Source organism: Mesorhizobium sp. IMUNJ 23033 (assembly GCF_044778005.1).
Classification (GTDB): domain Bacteria; phylum Pseudomonadota; class Alphaproteobacteria; order Rhizobiales; family Rhizobiaceae; genus Mesorhizobium; species Mesorhizobium amorphae_A.
On the sequence record NZ_JBJACT010000013.1, the window covers coordinates 1 to 18,172 of the forward strand.

Consider the following 18,172-nt stretch of genomic DNA (forward strand, 5'->3'; position numbering starts at 1 on the left):
AGCGTCAGGCCGGATGTCTTCAGCGCGGTCGCGAACTCCGCCGGTTTGCCGGCATAGCGGCCGATCATCGCGTCGGTGATCTCGATGCCGGCATAGCCGCCATCGGCGATCGCTTTGAGCAGGTCGTCGGGGCCGCCGGCAAAACGGTCTCCGAGCATTTCCCAGGTGAAGGTCTGGCAGCCGACTTTGAGGTCTTTCACGTTCATCCTTTCATTCCTTGATTCCACCTGCGTAGGCCCTTCGAGGATGTGGCGCTGGAAGAACAGCACCCGAGGCCGCGGCGATATCGCCTGCCAGCAGAGAAGGTCCAATCCATCGACGCCGGCCTTGCGGCCGAGTTCACCAGCCTTGTTGTAGACCTCGGCCGCAATGGCGAACTTGTCGTCGCGCGGACCGTCCGACACGACGGTCGCCGAGCCCATGGACACCAGCGCGCCCGGAAAGGCGGCGGCAAAATCGATCCAGCGCCCGGCGGTCTCGAGATCGGCGCCGATCTTCTCCTTGAGTGTGAAGCCGCTATTCGAACCGAAGGCGAAGGAGACCAGCGTCAGGCCGGATGTCTTCAGCGCGGTCGCGAACTCCGCCGGTTTGCCGGCATAGCGGCCGATCATCGCGTCGGTGATCTCGATGCCGGCATAGCCGCCATCGGCGATCGCTTTGAGCAGGTCGTCGGGGCCGCCGGCAAAACGGTCTCCGAGCATTTCCCAGGTGAAGGTCTGGCAGCCGACTTTGAGGTCTTTCACGTTCATCCTTTCATTCCTTGATTCCACCTGCGTAGGCCCTTCGAGGATGTGGCGCTGGAAGAACAGCACCCGAGGCCGCGGCGATATCGCCTGCCAGCAGAGAAGGTCCAATCCATCGATTTCGATGCGCGGCCTACCCCATCAGTTCTCCGTGGGAGGGACATCCTACTTGACCGAGCCCGCAGTCATGCCGGCGAGGAAGAACCTCTGGGCAAGGAGGTAGATGAGTAAGAGCGGTAGCGAGCCGAGCACGCTCATTGCCATCATCTGGTTCCATTCGAAGGCGTGCTGCCCCATCAACAGCTGAATGCCGATCGGGACGGTGCGCATGGACGTTGACTTCGTCAGCGTCAGCGCAAAGAGAAATTCGTTCCAGCACAACAGGAAGGTGTAGACCGACGTCGCCACGATACCAGGCAGTGAAATCGGGACGATCACCCGCCAGAGTGCGGTCCAGCTGGTGCCGCCGTCGACCGCCACCGCTTCATCGAGATCGCGGGGCAAGGTGTTCAGATATCCCGTCATCAGCAGGATCGCGTAGGGCAGCGTAAACACCAGGTAAGTCAGGATCAGTGCGACGTAGGTGTCGAAGATGCCATACGAGACGACAAGCCCGAAGAAGGGGATCAAAAGCGTGATCGGCGGGATCGTCTGCGTGCTGATGATGAGTGTGTTGAGGCTGCCCTTGCCGCGGAAATTGAAACGGCTGAACCCATAGGCCGCCAGCAAGGCGATCAGCACCGTCAGCACGGTCACCGCTCCGGCCACGAAGTAGCTGTTGAAGAAGAAGCGCAGCTTTACCGGGTCGCCAAGGATGGCCGCATACGCCTCGAGCGTGAAGGCCTTCGGCAGGACGGTTGGTGGCAGGGCAAAGATTTCGGTATTCGACTTGAACGAGCTGCTCAGCATCCAGTAGATCGGGAAGGCCGCGAAAAAGAGCCCTGCGGCAAGCGCGACATGGTGCGCGACGGTGATCAGCCTGTCTTTCGGCGTGTGCCTTTTCCTCATGGTGACTACCGAGCCTTTTGATAGCGGATGTAGAACAGCGTCAGGCCGAGAGAGATCAGCAGGATGACCACGGCACTCGCCGACGCCTGCGACAGGTTGTAGCTCGAGAACGCCAGCTTGTACGTGTAGGTGCTGAGGACCTCGGTCGAGTAGATCGGACCGCCGCCCGTCGTTATCCAGATCAATGGAAAGACCTGCATGGTCCAGATGAAGTCGAGCAGCGAGATGCTGATGATGATCGGCATCAGCTGCGGGATGGTGATGAAGATCAGCTTCTGGTAGGCCTTCGCCCCGTCGATATCGGCGGCCTCGTAGAAATCCTTGGGAATGCCCTGCAAGCCTGCGAGCAGGCTGACCATGAAAAGCGGGTAGCCCGCCCAGATATTGGCGAAGGTGACGGCGTGCAGCGCGGTCTCGGGCGAGGAAAACCACTCGACCTTGGAACCGATGATGCCCATCTGCATGAGAACGCTGTTCACGACACCGTTCGGCTCGAGCAGGAGGCGCCAGATCACGGCGATAATCACCGCGGTGAACAGCCAAGGCAGTATGTAGAGCACGCGCAGAATATTGCGCAGCGTCGGATTGATGCGGTCGCTGTTCAGCATGAGTGCGAAGACCATGCCGATGGTCATGTGGAAGACGACACTCATGCATGTGAAGTAGAGCGTGTGCCACAGCGAGGCCCAGAACACCGGATCGGCAAAGATCGCCTGGTAGTGTTTCAGTCCGGCAAAGGACGGGTCGCGACGCAGCACCGCGCTGTTCTGGAACGAATAGCCAATCACCGTCACCATCGGCAGCAGCATCAGAAGGCCGATTATGAGGAGCGAGGGTGACAGATAGAGATAGGGTGCGACCGCTCGTTTCAGTTTATGGTGGGGGCGCTTCTGCCGGGTCATGTGCCAACCTTGGGATACGCCTTCAACAGGAAGGTGCGCTTCGGAAACAGGTCCATCTCAAATTGCCGATCCGTTGTTGACGGGTGGCCTGCCCGAGGTCAGGCCACCCGGTGGAAGATAGTAAACGGGGAACAGGCCGCTCAGAATTTCTCTATCCAGCCCTTTTGAGCGTTGGCTGCGGCTTGTTCCGGAGACTGCTCGCCGGCGAGCATCTTCTGGGCTTCCACGTCGAACTTGGTCATCAGGTCTTCAGCCACCGGCAGACCGGTGAACTCGTTGGCGAGATAACCGGTCTTGTAGATTTCGAAAGCCTTGCCGAAAGCCTTGTCCGAGGTCACGAAATCGGGCTTGGCGTTGACGTTGCCCGGGAAGGCGTTTGCAAGCGACACGAGCTTGGCGTTCACCTTTTCACTCATCAGATATTGGACGAGCTTCCAGGCCTCTTCCCGATGTTTCGAGGCCGCAGAGATGCCGATGCCCCAGGAGGCGTAGGGAAGGCCGCGCTTGCCGTTGTAGTTCTCCACGACCGGGACCGGGATGAGGTCGAAGTTCAGCTTGGGATTGCGTTCGCGGATGAGGTTCACATGCGCGAGCGAGTCGATCATCATCCCGACCCGGTTGTTGACGAATTCCTCGACCTTTTCCTGCTCGGTCTTGGTGGCAATGCCGGGCGAGATGACGCCGGCGTCGTTCAGCGATTTGACGAAGGTGAGCATATCGACGACCGGCTTGCCCTCGAGAGCCGGCTTGCCGTCGGCCATCATCGATTGACCCGAGGCCCAGACCCACGACATCAGGTCGTTCTGGACACCGGACGGCGTTTGCAGCGACAAGGGAAGCACCCAGCCATACTGGTTCTTGTCGACATGGGTCATCTTCTTGGCGGCTTCGAGAAACTCCGCGCGGGTCGACGGCAGCTTGGTTACGCCGGCCTGGGCAGCGAGGTCCATATTCACGAAGACCGGATAGACGAACGAAGCCACGGGAAACATCACCGCCTTGCCGTCCACCTTGATGATATCCGCGACCTGGGTCTTGTCGAACCCGCTCGCATCCATCATCGGGTTCATGTCGGCCAGCGCATTCTGCGCGTTCAGATTGTTCACCCAAGCGCCGTCGAGACCGACGACGTCGCTAAGCGTTCCAGTTGCAGCACCAACCGAGATCTGGTCGCGCGTGGTCGCATAGGGGCCGCTGACCAGCGTCACCTTGATTCCGGGGTTTGCAGCCTCGAAGTCGTTCATGATTGCCCTAAGCGAGCCGGCCGGCAATTCGGGCTCCCACCATTGGGTGAATTCCAGCGCCGTGTCCGCCATGGCGCTGGTTGCGCCAAGCAACCATGCGGCCGCGGCTATTTTCAGCATCGCGGGTTGTATCCGAAACGTCATTTTCTCCTCCTTCTTTAAGATCGACCGCACAATGCGGACGATCGTCTGGTTTATTCAGAAGCCTTCTTGCGAGTATCTTTCGCAGGCGCCTCGCTCTCGCCTGCGGTCTGCCGCAGATATTCAGATCGCCAGATGCGTCTCGGGATCGAAGAAATGGAACTTGGCATCATCCACGGCCACCCGGATATCCGAGCCGGAGTGGACGGCGCTGAGCGGCTCGAATCTCGCCACCGCGTTCGATGCCAGGCCAAAATCGTCCACCGCGTCCGGATCGCCGGAGTCCACCCGGACCGCGTCGATGTTCAGGTGAACAACATGTTCAGAGCCGAGTTCTTCGATCGAAGTTACCTTTGCGGGTATCGTCTGATACTTGCGACCGGATTCGAGGCTGCTGTCATAAAGATCCTCCGGTCGTATGCCGAACACGACCTTGCGCCCCGCATACGACCTCAAGCCCGGCCTGCGCACGAAGGCTGCATCCTGCAGCCGGATGGCGAAGGTGCCGGACATCAGTTCGTCGCCCGTCAGGGTCGCCTCGAAAAGGTTCATCGAAGGAGAGCCGATAAAGCCGGCAACGAAGGCATTCACCGGCGATTCATAGAGTCTCTTGGGCGTGTCGACCTGCTGCAGCACGCCGCCTTTCAACACCGCGACCCTGTCCCCCATCGTCATCGCTTCGATTTGGTCGTGGGTCACGTATATGGTCGTTACGCCGAGCTGCTTTTGGAGGCTGGTGATTTCGGCGCGCATTTGAACACGCAGTTTCGCATCCAGATTGGAAAGGGGTTCGTCCATGAGAAAGGCGGCCGGCTCGCGCACCATGGCGCGGCCCATGGCAACCCGTTGACGCTGTCCGCCTGAAAGGTTCGCGGGTTTGCTGTCCAGCAAAGACGTCAGCTGAAGGGTTTTGGCGATCTCGTCCACGCGCTTCTTGCGCTCGGCCTTCGACTTGCCTGCCAGCCGCATCGAAAAGGCGATGTTTTCGAACACCGTCATATGCGGGTAGAGCGCGTAGCTCTGGAAGACCATCGCGATGTCGCGGTCCTTGGGCGGCATGTCGACGACGTCGACTCCGCCGATCCGAAGGCTGCCGCTGGTGATGTCCTCCAATCCCGCGATCATTCGCAACGCGGTGGATTTGCCGCAGCCGGAGGGCCCGACGAGAATCAAGAACTCGCCGTCCTCGACCGATAGGTTCAATTGGTCGATTGCGCGAAAATTGTTCCCGTAGGTTTTGCAGATATTCTCAAGAATGACTTCTGCCATATTCCTCCCTCCACAAGTATAAGCCAATGACTTTTATAGTTCTCTTCGGCTTATCTTCACCTGTGAAATATTTCATCGGATAGTTTCAGGCTATGTTCCAGTATCGACATGCGCTTTTCTCAGTTCGACTGCTGACGGCGCGTTCGTCGATGCCAGGAGTTCCGTGACCTGGTCGTCGGTCGGAAGCGCCTCGCGCCCGCCACGCCCCGTTATCGAAAGGGCCGCCGCCGCGGCGGCGAATGCCACCCGGCCTGCGGTGTCGGCTCCGCGCGTCAATGCATGGGCATAGGCGCCATGAAAGCAGTCACCCGCGCCGGTCGAGTCGACGACCACAACGCGGTGCGGGGGCAGGTGCCAGAGACCTGTCTCTTCACACCCGCGATAGTACACGCCCCTGCCTCCATCGGTCAGAACCACGGCCGACCGCGACGGCAACCACAATGCATCGAGCATCTCGGCGGGCGATCGGCACCCCGTGGCAGTCCGCGCAAAGCCGAGTGGAAGAATGAGATGGTCGCAGAGCGCGATCAGCCGCTCCGTGGCTGGGCCGTTGCTCCATTCGATATCGCCGAGGATCGCAAGGCCGAGATCGCGAGCCCGAGCCACGACATCCAGCGACCGGATCGCGTAGCTATCGACGATCAGGACGGTCGCGCGGCTGAGGATATCGTCCGGAAAGTCCGGAGCGGTGCCCAGCATCGCATCGTCGTCATACGCGATGAACCGTTCCCCGTCCGAGCCGACGGTGATCCGCGAGCGCACCGGGCGCGCGTCGGGATGGCCCGGTGCGAATGCGGTTTCAACACCGCTCGCAACGAGATCGCGCAGCACGGCGTCGTCCGCGGCACTGCCCAGCCATCCGACGAACCCGGCGGTTCCGCCGAGCCGCACGACGGCGGCCAGCGCCGTCGCGACATTTCCCCCGAAAGCGCGGGCACTTTGCAGAACCTTCCCCTTGCCCGCCGACAACGGCCGATCGACGTAGACGATGTCGTCGATCGCAATAGCGCCGAAGCCGAGGATCGAGGGGACGGTGGGCATCGTTCAGGCCCCTGCCTTCGCCAGGGCGTCTTGCGCCGAAAGGCCGTCATGGATGACGCCCCGAAAGGCAAGCGCTGCCTTCTCCGGATCGCCATGCCCCCAGAGATTGCGGCCTACAACGGCACCGCGTGCGCCGGCACGGATGGCGTCCGCCGTCTGCTGAAGCGCGCCGAGCAGCGTATCGGTCTTCGGACCACCCGCGATCACAACCGGCACCGGGCAGGTCCGGACGGTCTCTCGGAACGACTCGAAATCGCCCGTGTAGCCGATCTTGATCACGTCGACACCGGACTCGTAGCCGATGCGCGCCGCATAGGCGATCTCGTCGGGGGTGAAGACGATTTTTGCTCCGTCGGTGAAATCGCGAGGGTAGATATGCGCCACCACCGGCATGCCGTAGCGGGCCGCTGCATTTACCGAATCGGTCAGCCAGCGTATGTATTTGCCCTCGGTCGCGCCGCGCACCGGAATGGCCACGGCCAACGCATCGGCCCCCGCGCGCACCGCATCCTCGGGCGTTGCGATCAACTCGCTGATGCGATCGTCCGGAGTGAAGCAGCCCGCCTGAATCACCAGGGAAGCTTTGCCCGCATATTGCGGCCACAGATGGCGCGCGGTGCCAGGCTGGATGCTGACGTAGTCGGGTTTGCCCACCATGACGCGTGCGAGCGCACCCGGCAGGTCGGCAAGGCCGCCTTTGCGCACGTCGCCATAGCCGACGAAGTGGTCGACCGCGCCGCCAAAAAGTTTCCCCGATGGATGCGAGAAGAGGCGCGCAAGACGCACCTTGGTTCCTAGGCTCATGAGTGCAAAATTCCCAAATCGTTTGATTTCATAATCCTGGACCCTGTGTTTCCGAGATATGACCGGGGCCAAGGTGATCCATGCCTGAACCCGTCTCGGTCCCTGACCGCGACGGAAGATCCAATCCGCGCATGGCCCACGGGCTTCGTATCGGCGGTCGGCCGTTTTTTCATGTCATTCATTTTCTCCTCCCGTGGGGCTGGCAGCCTCCCGCGCCAGCATTTTCGCATGTTCTATAATAATTTTACGCGCGTCAAGATTTAAAATGTTGTATAGCGGCTTTCGACTATGATCCGTTGCCGGCGCGACGGTTCAGCGAGACCATTGCCGCATTGGGAGGTACGATCGAAAATGCACGGAAAATCAAAGACGAAACTCGGCATTGGTGTCATCGGCTGCGGCAACATCTCGATGACCTATCTGCGCAATGCGGCTCTGTTCGGTGGCGTCGAGTTGCGAGCCTGTGCCGACATTTCGGCTGACATGGCCGCCCTCCGCGCCAACGAATATGGCATCCGCGCGCTCGGCGTCGATGCGCTGCTCGCCGATCCCGACATCGACCTTGTGCTCAACCTGACGATACCGGCGGCGCATTTCGACATTTCGCTCTCGGCGCTTTCGGCGGGCAAGCACGTCTTCACCGAAAAGCCGCTGGCGACCTCGGCCGCCGACGGCCGTCGCCTTGTCGCCGAGGCGGCGAAGCGCGGGCTGCTGCTCGGCTCGGCTCCCGACACCTTCCTCGGCGCCGCTGGACGCCGCGCCCGCCGGCTGATGGACGAGGGCGCCATCGGCCGTGCCGTGACCGGCACTGCCTTCATGATGGGACGCGGCATGGAGCACTGGCATCCCAATCCGCAATTCTATTACCAGCCCGGCGGCGGTCCGGTCTTCGACATGGGGCCTTATTACCTGACCATGCTGGTCAATTTGCTCGGCCCGGTCGAGCGCGTCATGGCGATGACGACGCGCGGCCAGGAGGAGCGGCTGATCACCGCCGAAGGCCCTTACAAGAACACCAGCTTCAAGGTCGGCACACCGACCAACATCCTGTCGTTGCTCGAGTTCCGCTCCGGCGCCACCGTCACCTTCGGCGCCTCCTGGGACGTCTTCAAGCACTCCAACCATCCGATCGAACTGCATGGCACCGAGGGCTCGCTCAGGCTGCCCGATCCCGACACGTTCGGCGGCACCGTCTCGCTCTCGGCGCGCGGCGCCGACTGGGCCGATTTCGCCAGCGAGGCCGAGCTCTACGGCGCACTCAACTGGCCCTATGCCGCACCCGATCGCGCCAATTACCGCATGCTCGGCGTCGCCGATCTTGCGCGCGCTCTGATCAGTGGACGCAAACCCCGCGCCTCCGGCGAGCTGGCGCTGCATGTGCTGGAGATCATGGAAGCCATCCTGGCTTCGGGCGAGAGCCAGGGATCGGTTGCCGTCGTTGGCACCGTCGACCAGCCGCCGCTGCTTGGCGAGGACGAAGCGGCAAGCCTGCTTGCCTGACGCAGAGGTTCGAATGACATCGATCCTCTCGGCAACGCCGTCCCTGTCCGCGCTCGACCCGGAAGCCCGGCATGTGCTCGACCTCGGCCGCCAGGCCGACGCCCCGCCATTCGAGGCCGGCACGCCGCAACAGGCGCGACGTGCCTATGATGAAGGTTTTCCGGACCTGCAGGGCGAGCGCGAGCCGGTGGGCTCGGTCAGCGAGCGGACCATCGCCGGACCCGGCGGCCCGTTGACGCTGAGGCTCTATCGCGGGCAGGGCGCGGCTGCCGCTGACGCGCCGGCGCTGCTCTATCTGCATGGCGGCGGCTGGGTGATCGGCAATCTCGACTCCCATGACGAGATCTGCCGCTGGTTCGCCAACATGGCGTCCTGCGTCGTCGTCTCGCCCGCCTATCGGCTAGCGCCGGAGCACAAGTTTCCAGCGGCGGTCGAGGATTGCCTCGCCGTGCTGTCCTTTATGCGTGACGCCGCCGGCGAGCTCGGCATCGACACAAGGCGCATTGCCGTTGCCGGCGACAGCGCCGGCGGCAACCTCGCTACCGTGCTCGCTCTTCTCGCGCGGGGCGATCGCATCCCGTTGACCGCGCAATTGTTGTTCTATCCCAACACCGACGCCGCGCAGACGGCCGACAGCTATCGTCGCTTCGGCGAAGGTCTTGGCCTCACCGCGTCAACCATGGCCTGGTTCCGCGATCATTATGTCCGCGATCCCAGCGACATCGACGACTGGCGCGCCTCGCCGCTCAAAGCCGAAAGCCTCGCCGGCGCGCCGCCGGCCTTCATCGCCCTCGCCGGTCACGACATCCTTGCCGACGAAGGCGAAGCCTATGCCAGGCGTCTCGAACAGGACGGCGTGCCGGTCGTGCTGCGCCGCTGGCCAGGGCAGATCCACGGCTTCGTCTCGATGGGCCGCCATGGCCCGGCGGCGCGGCAGGCGGTGGCCGAAGCGGTTGCCGCATGGCGCGGCTTCGATCCGGCTTTCGGGAAGGTCTAAGCGGATTGACGCATCACCAGCGTCGCGTCGAGGCTGACCTTGGGCGCGACCGCCGTGTCAACCTCGTTGAGCAAGGCGAGCAGCGTCTCGACGCTGCGCCCGGCCATGGCGGCAAAATCCTGCGCCATGGTGGTGAGGCCGGGACATGTGTAGCGGCTCAGCGGATGATCGTCATGGGCCGCGACGCGCAGGTCGCAATCGCCCTTGCGGCCGACCTTGAGGCCGCGCGCGTAAGCCGCCGCCATCACGCCGAAAGCGAGACGGTCGTTGTTGCACAGGATGGTCTTGCCTGGCAGGCCGCCATTGGCGAGCATCTTTTCCGTCTGCTCGTAGCCGATGCGTTCGAAATCCCATGTGTAGTCGTCGGTGTCGCCGATGACGACAGGCTCATGCCCGAGCCGCTGCATCGAGCCGACATAGCTCTCCAGCCGTTCCGGCGAATTGTGGTTGACATGCGGGATGTCGAAATAGACCGGCGCATCGCCGGACCGGCACAGATATTCGACGATGGTCGAGATGCTCTGGGCGTTGTTGTTGCCGACGAAAGGGGTTCCGCCTTCGAGATAGGTGTCGAAATAGACGACGGGTATGGCCTGCGTCAGCTTCTCCAGCGTGCGGCGGTCCGAGCGCAGGCCGAGCGGCGCGATCAGCGCACCGGAGACCTTCAGCGACAGGATGGTTCGCGTCGCCTCCACTTCAAGCTCGCGCGAGCCGTGCGAGGAGATCACGATCGGCCAGTAGCCCTCGTCGCGCAGGCGAAGCTCGATGCGGCTGACCATCTCCGAATAGAACGGATCGGCCACCGTCGGCACCATGATGCCGATGCTGCGCGTGCGCTTGCGGTTCAGATTGCGGGCAAACAGGTTGGGCTGGTAGTCGGACGAGCGCAGCGCCTCTTCGATGCGCTTTCGCGTCGCCGGCTTGACGCTGGTCGGATCGTCGAAATATTTCGACAATGTCGGCCTTGAGACGCCACAGGAGCGGGCGAAATCCTCCATCGTCTTGTGCGTCATAGGCATTGAATCCCTCGCGTCATGGACATCCAATCCCTGGCGCTGCCCGGCACCTAGATACGGTGCGCCGGCTCGCAACTGCAAGGCGAAATTTTACAGATAACTCCAGCAGTTTCAACGCGTATCGATAATTTATTCCACGCGTCAATTTATTAATTGACGCAAAAAAGTGCAAGCCGTATTGACTCCTCATATCGGTTGCCGCCAGGCAGAGCTGCGCGGCTGACAGGTCGCCAAGTCAGACTGGGGCGAAACGCCGGGAGGAATTCCGCGAGATGAAGAAGCTGGTCTCAGCCGGCGAGATCCTCGTCGAGATCATGGCCGAGCGCATCGGCCAGAGCTTTCTCGAGCCCGGTCCGTTGCTTGGCCCCTATCCGTCCGGCGCGCCCGCCATCTTCATCGGCCAGGCCGCGGCGCTCGGCCAGCCCGCCGGCCTGATCGGCGCCGTCGGCGAGGACGATTTCGGCCAGTTGAACATCGAGCGGCTGCGGACCCTGGGCGCCGACGTGTCGGCGATCGCGGTCCACAAGGGCCATGCGACGGGCACCGCCTTCGTCACCTACCGGGCCGACGGCAGTCGGCACTTTGTCTTCAACATCCGCAACAGCGCCGCCGGCCTGGTCGGGATCGATGCAGCCGCGCAGAGCATGCTGGCCGGCACCGACCACGTCCATGTCATGGGCTCGTCGCTGTTTTCCGACCGCGCCACCGAGGTTGCGCTGTTGGCGATCCAGACGGTGAAGGCCAAGGGCGGGACCGTGTCCTTCGACCCCAACATCCGCCGCGAGATCATGCAGGCCTCCGGCATGCGCGAGGCGCTCGACCAGGTGCTCAAGCAAACCGACGTTTTCCTGCCGAGCGGCAACGAGCTGTTCCTGTTTTCATCGGCCGGCGACGAAAAGGGCGCGGTCGATGACCTCCTGCAGCGCGGCGTGTCCTGCATCGTCCTCAAGAAGGGCGCCGATGGCGCCGCCTACCACGACCGTCACGGCACGGTTGCCTTGCCGGGCTTTGCCGTCGACGAGGTCGATCCGACCGGCGCCGGCGACTGCTTCGGCGCTGCCTTTGTCTCGTTCTGGCTGCGCGGCGCGGCTCCAGTCGAGGCGCTCAGGATCGCCAATGCCTGCGGCGCGCTCGCCGTCACCCGCAAGGGGCCGATGGAAGGTATCTTTCCGCTGGCCGAGGTCGAGGCCTTCGCAACCACCGCCGGGAGAGGCCAGTCATGAGCGCCGCGACGCAGAGATTTGCCGGCATCGCGGCGAAGCGCGCCTCGGGCGAAAAGGGCGGCATCGCCTCAATCTGCTCGGCGCACCCGCTGGTGATCGAGGCGACGCTCCGCCACGGCGCGGCGCGCGGCTCCGATGTGCTGATCGAGGCGACCTGCAACCAGGTCAACCACGAAGGCGGCTACACCGGCATGACGCCGGCCGGCTTCCGCGCATTCGTCGAGGGCCATGCCCAAGAGGCCGGCTTTCCGCTCGACCGCCTGATCCTCGGCGGCGACCATCTCGGTCCCAATCCGTGGAAGCATCTTCCTTCCGCCGAGGCGATGGCGAAGGCGAAGGCGATGATCGACGCCTATGCCGGCGCCGGTTTCACCAAGCTGCATCTCGACACCAGCATGGCCTGCGCCGACGATCCCGCCGCGCTCGCCGACGAGACCATCGCTGCCCGCGCCGCCGAGCTTGCCGCCGTCGCCGAGGCAGCGGTCGAACGCATTGGCGGCGAGAAGCCGGTCTACATCATCGGCACCGAAGTACCGGTGCCGGGCGGCGCGCTCGAAGCGCTCGACCATATGCATGTCACCGAGCCTGATGACGCCCTGCGCACCGTCGAGATCCACCGCCAGGCATTTTCGCGCGCCGGCCTCGATGCCGCCTTTGCCCGTGCGGTCGGCGTCGTCGTCCAGCCCGGCGTCGAATTCGGCAATGCCGAAATCATCGCCTATGCGCCGCAGATGGCGACGGAATTGGTCGCCGTGCTGGACCGCATGCCACAATTCGTCTTCGAAGCGCATTCGACCGACTACCAGCCGGACGCAGCACTAGGTGCTCTGGTGCGCGACGGCTTCGCCATCCTCAAGGTCGGCCCCTGGCTCACCTTCGCGCTGCGCGAGGCGTTTTATGGGCTGAGCCACATCGCCGACGTGCTTGCGCCGGACCCGTCGCGCGAAAACCTGCCGGCGGCGATGGAACGCATCATGCTGGCCGCGCCCGACAATTGGCGCAAATACTATCCGGGCACACCCGACGAGCAGCGCATCGAGCGGCATTTCTCCTTCAGCGACCGCATTCGCTACTACTGGCCGGCGCCGGACGCGCAGCGCGCGACCCAGGCGCTGCTCGATGCGCTGGGCGACCGCGAGATCCCCCGCACCTTGATCGGCCAATACTTTGGAAAGCTCGATGCGGCGGTTGCGGCGGGCCGGGTCAAACCTTCAGCACATGAACTGCTGATCGGCAGCATCACCCGTGTTCTCGATATCTATGCCGGCGCGACCGGGCAGTAGCGGCCCACCGCCCGTTCCATCTGCCGACTTGAGTCGGCGGATTGTTCGGCACATGATCAAGCGGCACTGCCGGAGGATCTGCCGATGCCACAACGCCTCTATGATGAGCGCCTGCTCCGTCAGGCATTCGAAGTCGCGCGCAAGGCCCGCGATGCTGGCGAACATCCCTTTGGTTCGCTCCTCGCCGACAAGGACGGCAATGTGTTGCGCGAGCAACTCAACGGTTACAAATCCGGAGGGGGCGACCGCACCGCTCATGCCGAAAGTCTGCTGGCCCGGTGGGCGGGGATGAATTTCAGCCTCGAAGAGCTGGCCTCTTGCACACTCTACACGTCGGCCGAACCTTGCGCGATGTGCTCTGGGACAATCTATTGGGCAGGCATCGGACGGGTCGTCTTTGGGCAGAGCGAACATGACCTCAAGGCGTTGACCGGTGCACACGACGAGAATCCCACACTCGACCTGCCCTGCACGATCGTCTTCGAAGCTGGGCAGCGTCCGACCGAAGTCGTCGGGCCGCTGCTTGCCGATGAAGCGGCGCAACTCCAGGCCGATTTCTGGAAAGACAAATAGCTCTAGTACAGCGGCTGAGCCATGTGCCTTGGCGTCGGCCATTCGGTTGTGATGCCCGGCTGAACAGGCCGCTCGAGATAGGTCGACAGCACGACATAGCTTCGCGTCGAGGTCACGCCCGGCGTCTCGTAGAGGCGCGACAGCAGGCCCTCCAGCGCGCGTGTATCCTCGGTGCGCACCTTGAGCAGCATGCAGGTGTCGCCGGCCACCGAATGGATCTCCTCGACCTCCGGATATTGGGAAACCGCCATCAGCTCCGGCGTCTTGCCCCAGCCCTTGGTGTCGATATGCACGAAGGCGAGCAGCGGCTTCTTCACCGCCTTGGGATCGATGATCGCCGCGGTGCTGCGGATGGCGCCGCTGCGGCGCAGGCGCTTCACCCGTTCGTGCGCCGCCGGCGGCGACAGGCCGACCCGATCGCCGAGATCAGCGTAGCTGATCGTCGCGTCGTCGACCAGAACGCCTAATATCTTTCGGTCCGTCGCATCGACGTCCCGGGCCGTCGGCCGGTTCCGCTGAATGCCATCTGTTTCTTCATCCATATGGAAATTCCTTGTTGATGCTGAACTTCATTCGGCCATTATGGCCGTATGTCGAACAGTGATCAATCAGCAATTTTCGCAGCGGCGCCCCGGCCGCCGATCCCGGCGATCGCCTATCTGCTCACCGGATGCATCGCCGTCATCGGCTCGAACTCGCTGGTCCTCGGCCCGATAGCGCCGGCCGTGGCAGCATCGTTCGGCGCAAGCGTGCCGGGGGTGATGATAGCATCCGCCGCCTTCGGGCTCGGCACCTCGGCCAGCGCGCTCTTCCTGGCGCGATACATCGATCGCATCGGTGCGCGCCGCATGCTGCAGGGGGCGCTGCTGCTGCTGGCGATTGGGCTGGTCGCAAGTGCCGCGGCGCCGACCGTGACGGCGCTGGTCGCCGCCCAGCTCGTTGCGGGGATAGCCGCAGGCATCGCCATGCCGGCGATCTACGCCAGTTCGGCGGCGATCGCGCCGCCCGGTCGCGAGAGCGGCACGATCGGCGTTGTGCTGACCGGCTGGACGCTCTCCATGGTGGCCGGCGTCTCGCTGTCGGCCGTGATTGCCGATCTCGTACATTGGCGCGCCGTCTTCGGCACGGTCGCGGTGCTTGCCGCCATTGCCCTGGCCGGCCTGATGCTGACGTCGCTCAGCGACAGCAGGAAGAGCGGTCCGGCGCCGACGCCGTTCGGCGCCTTGGCCGTTCCCGGCATCGTGCCGCTGCTCATCGCCTGCGCCGCCTTCATGACCGCTTTCTATGGCGTCTACGGCTATCTCGGCGATCACCTTCACAGCGGCTTGGGCCGGCCGGTCAGTGCCAATGGCTGGGCGGCACTTGCCTATGGTGCCGGCTTCGGCGCGGCCGCACTTCTCGACGGCGTCATCGATCGCCTCGGCGCGCGCCGCGTCATGCCTTTCGCCTATCTGCTGGTCGCGGTCGTCTATGTCGCGATTGCCGCGGCAAGCGGCAGCTTCGGCCTGACGCTGGCGATGGTGGCGGTCTGGGGCCTTGCCAACCATTTCGGCCTGAACGTGCTGGTGATGCGGCTCACCGCGCTCGATCCATCGCGGCGCGGCACCATCATGGGCCTGAACAGCGCGGTGACCTATTTCGCCGTCTTTGTCGGCACGACAGGCTTCGGCCCGCTCTACACCGGCTTCGGCTTTGCCGCCTCGGCGATTGTCGCTGCACTGCTGATGCTGGTCGCCGCCTCGGCGGCGGCCTGGCGTTCGCCATCGCCCATCCGGGCGTAAGCGGCTGCAAGGCTTGCGTCCTCGTCCCGTCCTTCGCTACAGGTTTGGCTCGCTATCCGAGCCGGGCCTGCGATGAAGACGACGCTTGAGACCACCGCCGATCCCTTGCCGGAGGATCTCGCTTTCCTGGGCGAGCGGCTGACGGCCTTCAACGACGGCGATGTCGGCGCGTCCAGGCGCAAGGCACTCGCAGTCTTCGTGCGCGGCGAGGATGGCAAGGTCGTCGCCGGCATTTCGGGCTACACCGCCTGGGGCTGGCTCTTCGTGCAATGGCTTTGGGTCGACGAAAGGCTGCGCGGCCAGCACATGGCAGGCCAGATGCTGGAGGCGGCCGAGCGGGAAGCGGTCGTGCGTGGCTGCCACGGCGCCTGGATCGACACCTTCAATCCAAAGGCGGCCAGGGCCTATGAGCGCCAGGGCTACCAGCCGTTCGGCGCGCTGCCCGACTTTCCCATCGGCCGCAGCCGCATCTTCCTGCAGAAGAAGCTGGCTGGCTAACCCGCCAGCCGTCCGCCGCGCATTGGCTGCGGCACCCCGGTCGTGCTCGGAAAGCTGATCGGCAGGCCGCGCAGCACGCGCACCGCCAGGAAGGCAAAGCACTCCGCTTCGACCGCGTCGCCTTTCCAGCCGAGCGTTTCGGCCTGCACGGCCTCGACGCCGGCGCGGCTGGCGAGCATCGCCATCATCGTCGGGTTGTGACGGCCGCCGCCGCTGACCACCAGTCTCTTTGGCCGATGCGGCAAAAGGTCGAGTGCCTTGCCGACGGCAGCAGTGGTGAAGGCCGTCAGCAAAGCGGCGCCATCCTCGGCGTTGAGCCTGTCGGCCATCGCCGCGCCGAAGTCGAAACGGTCGAGTGATTTCGGATAAGGCTTGGTCAAATACGGGTGCTGCAACAAATTGGCCAGTCGCGCCTCGTCCACCGTGCCGGCGCGGGCCAGCGCGCCGTCGCGGTCCATGTCGCCGAGCCCCTTCGCCTTGATGAAATCGTTGAGCGGAGCGTTGGCCGGCCCGGTGTCGAAGGCGACTACATTGTCCTTGCCGTCCCACCAGGTGATGTTGGCGACGCCGCCGAGATTGAGCACCGCCATGTCGCCGCTGGCATCCGCCGCGCGCAGCAGCGCGGTGTGGTAGGCGGCCGCCAGTGGCGCGCCTTGTCCGCCGGCGCGCATGTCGGCCGAGCGGAAGTCGTAGGCGACCTTGGTGCCCAGAATGGCGTGCATCAGTTCGCCGTCGCCGAGCTGGCGGGTCTGGCCGAGCCGGCCGACCTCAGGCGCGCGATGCAGCACGGTCTGGCCGTGGAAGCCGACGACGCCGATATCGGCCATGGTCAGACCATGGCTTTCGACGAGGTCCTTGACCGCCGCCGATTGCGCCCGCGTCAGCGCCTCCTCGGCCTCGCGGAAGATCGCCGGCTCCGGCCCGGTGAAATTCCACACCCGCGCCTGGCGCAGCGTCTCCTCCAGCAGGGCGCGGATCGATTGCGGGTAGGGCGCCAGCGTATAGGTGCCGAAATCGGCGATCCGCTCGCCGTCGGTCTTGATCAGCGCCACGTCGATATTGCCGTCAAGCACGGTGCCGGTCATCAGGCCGACGGCCCAGATTGGTTCCATAAGTGCCTAGCCTCCGTTGACGAGATCGCCCACCATTTGGCGAAGCGTCGCGATTCCGCTGTCGAAATGACGTGTCGGATGGATCCGGTTGGTGAGCAAGGTCCACGCCCTGCCTTTGTCGAAATCGATCCACAGACCGGTGCCGGTAAAGCCGGTATGGCCGATCGTGCCGGGGCTGCACAGCCTGCCGCCGGACCAGTTGTCATAAGGGTGCTCCCAGCCATGGGTGCGGGTGGCGGAGAGCGGCGTCCGCATCAGCGCGATCGAGGCCGGCGAGGTGCTGGTTCCGGTGAGCAGCTCTTGCGCGAAATCGAGGATCGAGTCCGCCGTGCCGAAAAGGCCGGCATGGCCGGCGCCCTGAAGCGCCGAGCAATTGTCGTCATGCACTTCGCCTGAGAGTACGCGATGGCGCCAGGTGCAGTCCTCCGTCGCCGCCGCCTGATCCGATGCTGCCGAGAAGGCGAAACCCGGTCCTGGGTCCATGGCGCGGAGGGTTTTCCCCGTCAGGCGCTCCAGCGCGAAGCCGAGCAGGATGAAGTTGATGTCGGAATAGACGGGCAAGCCGGCCTGCCATTCGCGCTGCAGGATGAAGGCGCGCAGCAGGTCGGGATCGCGGCCATAAGTGTAGATCGGCGCCACGGCGGGGAAGGGCGTCTGGTGGCCGAGGCACTGGCGAAACGTCGCCTTCCGCTCCCACGCCTTCTCGTCATATTGGCGAAGGTCGGGCAGGGCCGAAATCAGCGGCGCGTCGAGGTCGATGACGCCGTCCTCCGCCAGCTTGAGGATGCGCGGCGTGGTGAAGATGACTTTGGTCAGCGAGGCAAGATCGAACCAGGTGCCTTCATGCATCGGCCTGGCATCGGGCACGCGCTGGGCAAGGCCGGTAGCCCGCACGATGCGGGCGCCGTCGCGGTCGACCAGGCCAAGCACGCCGCCCGGAATGCGGCGCTCGTTCACCGCTGTTTCGAGAGGGGCGAAGGCGCAGTCGAAAAGCTGGGCGAGGGCGGTCAATGGAGGCCTCCGCTCGAAAGTGGGCG

Annotated in this window: 18 protein-coding genes; 7 read left to right on the top strand and 11 right to left on the bottom strand. The window is 64.0% G+C overall.

Annotated elements, in window-relative coordinates; all coding sequences use genetic code 11:
* The 7 genes from ACFX5Q_RS15840 to ACFX5Q_RS15870 form a co-directional block, all read right to left on the bottom strand.
* The coding region (locus ACFX5Q_RS15840; RefSeq protein WP_404279399.1) for a sugar phosphate isomerase/epimerase at positions 1–749 on the bottom strand (749 nt) is incomplete at its 3' end.
* Positions 750–908: 159 nt separating this feature from the next.
* Positions 909–1,751: a carbohydrate ABC transporter permease gene (locus tag ACFX5Q_RS15845; protein ID WP_404279401.1), complete on the bottom strand. Its 843-nt coding sequence runs from the start codon at positions 1,749–1,751 to the stop codon at positions 909–911.
* A 5-nt stretch (positions 1,752–1,756) separates the two neighbouring features.
* Positions 1,757–2,653 carry a carbohydrate ABC transporter permease gene (locus tag ACFX5Q_RS15850; RefSeq protein ID WP_404279403.1) on the bottom strand — a complete coding sequence of 299 codons (897 nt, stop codon included), beginning with the start codon at positions 2,651–2,653 and terminating at the stop codon, positions 1,757–1,759.
* A 140-nt stretch (positions 2,654–2,793) separates the two neighbouring features.
* Positions 2,794–4,041 carry an ABC transporter substrate-binding protein gene (locus ACFX5Q_RS15855; RefSeq protein WP_404279405.1) on the bottom strand — a complete coding sequence of 416 codons (1,248 nt, stop codon included), beginning with the start codon at positions 4,039–4,041 and terminating at the stop codon, positions 2,794–2,796.
* Positions 4,042–4,161: 120 nt separating this feature from the next.
* A complete protein-coding gene (locus tag ACFX5Q_RS15860; protein ID WP_404279407.1) occupies positions 4,162–5,307 on the bottom strand; it encodes an ABC transporter ATP-binding protein in 1,146 nt (381 codons plus the stop codon).
* 90 nt (positions 5,308–5,397) lie between these two features.
* Positions 5,398–6,348 (bottom strand): PfkB family carbohydrate kinase, encoded by a 951-nt coding sequence (locus tag ACFX5Q_RS15865; RefSeq protein ID WP_404279409.1) that lies wholly within the window; start codon positions 6,346–6,348, stop codon positions 5,398–5,400.
* A 3-nt stretch (positions 6,349–6,351) separates the two neighbouring features.
* Positions 6,352–7,152 (bottom strand): class I fructose-bisphosphate aldolase, encoded by an 801-nt coding sequence (locus ACFX5Q_RS15870; RefSeq protein ID WP_023797149.1) that lies wholly within the window; start codon positions 7,150–7,152, stop codon positions 6,352–6,354.
* Between the two features lie 351 nt (positions 7,153–7,503).
* On the opposite strand from ACFX5Q_RS15870, the gene ACFX5Q_RS15875 reads away from it, so the two are divergent.
* Both ACFX5Q_RS15875 and ACFX5Q_RS15880 read left to right on the top strand, forming a co-directional pair.
* The gene (locus ACFX5Q_RS15875; RefSeq protein WP_404279413.1) at positions 7,504–8,652 is read left to right on the top strand and encodes a Gfo/Idh/MocA family protein; all 1,149 of its coding nucleotides are present in this window, start codon (positions 7,504–7,506) and stop codon (positions 8,650–8,652) included.
* A gap of 13 nt (positions 8,653–8,665) precedes the next feature.
* On the top strand, positions 8,666–9,649 hold the full coding sequence (locus tag ACFX5Q_RS15880; RefSeq protein ID WP_404279415.1) for an alpha/beta hydrolase: 984 nt from the start codon (positions 8,666–8,668) through the stop codon (positions 9,647–9,649).
* Here ACFX5Q_RS15880 and ACFX5Q_RS15885 read toward each other — a convergent pair.
* Positions 9,646–10,668 (bottom strand): LacI family DNA-binding transcriptional regulator, encoded by a 1,023-nt coding sequence (locus ACFX5Q_RS15885; RefSeq protein ID WP_404279417.1) that lies wholly within the window; start codon positions 10,666–10,668, stop codon positions 9,646–9,648. The two genes, ACFX5Q_RS15880 and ACFX5Q_RS15885, sit on opposite strands and share 4 nt — an antisense overlap.
* Positions 10,669–10,937: 269 nt before the next feature.
* Here ACFX5Q_RS15885 and ACFX5Q_RS15890 point away from each other — a divergent pair, with 269 nt between their 5' ends.
* From ACFX5Q_RS15890 to ACFX5Q_RS15900, 3 genes are all read left to right on the top strand, one after another.
* Positions 10,938–11,888 carry a sugar kinase gene (locus ACFX5Q_RS15890; RefSeq protein WP_404279419.1) on the top strand — a complete coding sequence of 317 codons (951 nt, stop codon included), beginning with the start codon at positions 10,938–10,940 and terminating at the stop codon, positions 11,886–11,888.
* Positions 11,885–13,171: a D-tagatose-bisphosphate aldolase, class II, non-catalytic subunit gene (locus tag ACFX5Q_RS15895; protein WP_404279421.1), complete on the top strand. Its 1,287-nt coding sequence runs from the start codon at positions 11,885–11,887 to the stop codon at positions 13,169–13,171. Before ACFX5Q_RS15890 ends, ACFX5Q_RS15895 begins: the two co-directional genes overlap by 4 nt.
* An 84-nt stretch (positions 13,172–13,255) precedes the next feature.
* Positions 13,256–13,744 carry a nucleoside deaminase gene (locus ACFX5Q_RS15900; RefSeq protein WP_404279423.1) on the top strand — a complete coding sequence of 163 codons (489 nt, stop codon included), beginning with the start codon at positions 13,256–13,258 and terminating at the stop codon, positions 13,742–13,744.
* Between the two features lie 2 nt (positions 13,745–13,746).
* On the opposite strand, the gene ACFX5Q_RS15905 is transcribed toward ACFX5Q_RS15900, so the two are convergent.
* Complete coding sequence (locus ACFX5Q_RS15905) at positions 13,747–14,286, bottom strand: Lrp/AsnC family transcriptional regulator (protein ID WP_192183143.1); 540 nt, start codon at positions 14,284–14,286, stop codon at positions 13,747–13,749.
* Positions 14,287–14,334: 48 nt separating this feature from the next.
* Between ACFX5Q_RS15905 and ACFX5Q_RS15910 the strand changes: the two genes are divergently transcribed.
* Together ACFX5Q_RS15910 and ACFX5Q_RS15915 are read left to right on the top strand one after the other, a co-directional pair.
* Positions 14,335–15,525 carry an MFS transporter gene (locus ACFX5Q_RS15910; protein WP_404279425.1) on the top strand — a complete coding sequence of 397 codons (1,191 nt, stop codon included), beginning with the start codon at positions 14,335–14,337 and terminating at the stop codon, positions 15,523–15,525.
* Between the two features lie 72 nt (positions 15,526–15,597).
* Positions 15,598–16,023: a GNAT family N-acetyltransferase gene (locus ACFX5Q_RS15915; protein WP_404279427.1), complete on the top strand. Its 426-nt coding sequence runs from the start codon at positions 15,598–15,600 to the stop codon at positions 16,021–16,023.
* Here ACFX5Q_RS15915 and ACFX5Q_RS15920 read toward each other — a convergent pair.
* The gene (locus ACFX5Q_RS15920; RefSeq protein ID WP_404279429.1) at positions 16,020–17,135 is read right to left on the bottom strand and encodes an anhydro-N-acetylmuramic acid kinase; all 1,116 of its coding nucleotides are present in this window, start codon (positions 17,133–17,135) and stop codon (positions 16,020–16,022) included. The genes ACFX5Q_RS15915 and ACFX5Q_RS15920 overlap by 4 nt on opposite strands.
* A gap of 6 nt (positions 17,136–17,141) precedes the next feature.
* On the bottom strand, positions 17,142–18,146 hold the full coding sequence (locus ACFX5Q_RS15925) for a serine hydrolase domain-containing protein (protein ID WP_404279431.1): 1,005 nt from the start codon (positions 18,144–18,146) through the stop codon (positions 17,142–17,144).
* Positions 18,147–18,172 lie beyond the last annotated feature (26 nt).